The following is a 1559-nucleotide window of genomic DNA, read 5'->3' on the forward strand; positions in this document are numbered from 1 at the left end:
TCAATGCATTTGTTTTTATAATTTGAAATTATTTTATGGGTATCTTCAGGATCAGTAAGGTATTGTTGAGTTAATATATCTTCAAGTGCTTTTATATTTAATTTAGCTGCTACATAGTCAAATACAAAAATATTTTTGAAAAACTTTTTATAAACATACTCTCGTTTGATATCTGAATAATCTTGATTATAAATTAAAGAAATTATTGTTAAATTACGAACGAGATAATAGTCTTCCATAATTTCATTATATTTCTTAAAGAAAGGCTCATGCCAAACACAAATACCATTAAATGACAAAATATTTTTTGCACATCTAATAGAATATTCCACATCATCACCTCGAACAAAAACTGGAAGCGGTAAATCATATTCCATTATTACTTTCACAGGTATACAGCAATACCACCATCCTGCTATTCCTTTATGCGTTGGGGCTATAGCTGAATTGAAAGCCACATGTTTAGCGCGAGTATCTTCATATGCACCGTGGTGAATAAAACCTTTGCTTGTGAGCGTTGCATTTCTTTCATATTGAAGCCAATTTTCATCGCCTGATAACATCGCTCCAGAAATAAAATGATCACTATATTCCGGTTTAAGAGCTTTTAATATGGCTAGAGTTTTATCAATAGATATTTTATCTATGTAAATATCGTCATCAGCCAATATAACATGAGAATGTATACCTTTTTCTAGTGCTGCCATCATGGATTTTGTAAATCCTCCAGCACCACCTAAATTTCGATTATTCAAAACATCGAAGTTGTCAGTGAAATCAATAGAATATGGTTTACCATTTATTGTAATATAAAATGAGATTTGCTCATTTCCTAAGAAATGAGATGCTATATCTTTAACAAAAGAGGAAATATAACTTTCTCTATTGTACGAACAAATACAGTAAGCGACAGAAATATTGTTTTGGGGGATATCGTCATTTGAATAAATTCCTATATTGTTAATGGTGACATCTTCGAAAGCTGAAATTCTTAAATATAATACCTCGTAATTATTTTGTTTATCTGTAAATTCAATATTTCCCGAGAAATTTCCTGAAAACTGATTAATAGAAATTACATGTTCAAAAATATAAAATTCAGTTTTTGCAATAGCAATTAATTCAACTTGACACTTGCCTATTCCGTTAATCTCAAATCGGAAGTCGTTATAAAATGTAAATTCTCGTAATTTTTTCACTGCAAAAAAATTATGATAGGTGTCTGTAGAAATAGCTGAACCTTTAGGCAAAAACAACGTAGTTTTATTAGCTATAATTGGTCCATTCCAACGAATGAACGATTCTGCATCCTGTGATGAAATGGAATTTGGGAAGCAGATATCATAAAGTTTATTGTTTATTAGCGACACTGTTTATATAGTTCCTTATTTTATCGTTTAAATCTCGATTAATTCTTTTGACACCATATAATTCACAATTTTCAGGATATGGATTCCAATAATTACCACCATCATAAAATTCAATTTTTTTATGTTTTGAGGAAATTATATTGTCAACTGTTTCTTTTTTTATTCTATAAAACTTACTTTTAAATAAAA

General features: G+C 29.2%; 1 protein-coding gene and 1 pseudogene. Both read right to left on the reverse strand.

Annotation, left to right across the window (positions count from 1 at the left end; genetic code table 11):
* Positions 1-1370, reverse strand: a pseudogene (locus A9G03_RS02060) (glycosyltransferase); the annotation flags it as partial.
* On the reverse strand, positions 1351-1559 hold a 209-nt coding region (locus A9G03_RS12640; protein WP_218837061.1), incomplete at its 5' end, for a hypothetical protein. The pseudogene A9G03_RS02060 and the gene A9G03_RS12640, both read right to left, overlap by 20 nt.

This window comes from Gilliamella sp. wkB171, from assembly GCF_001693755.1.
Classification (GTDB): Bacteria; Pseudomonadota; Gammaproteobacteria; order Enterobacterales; family Orbaceae; genus Gilliamella; species Gilliamella apicola_F.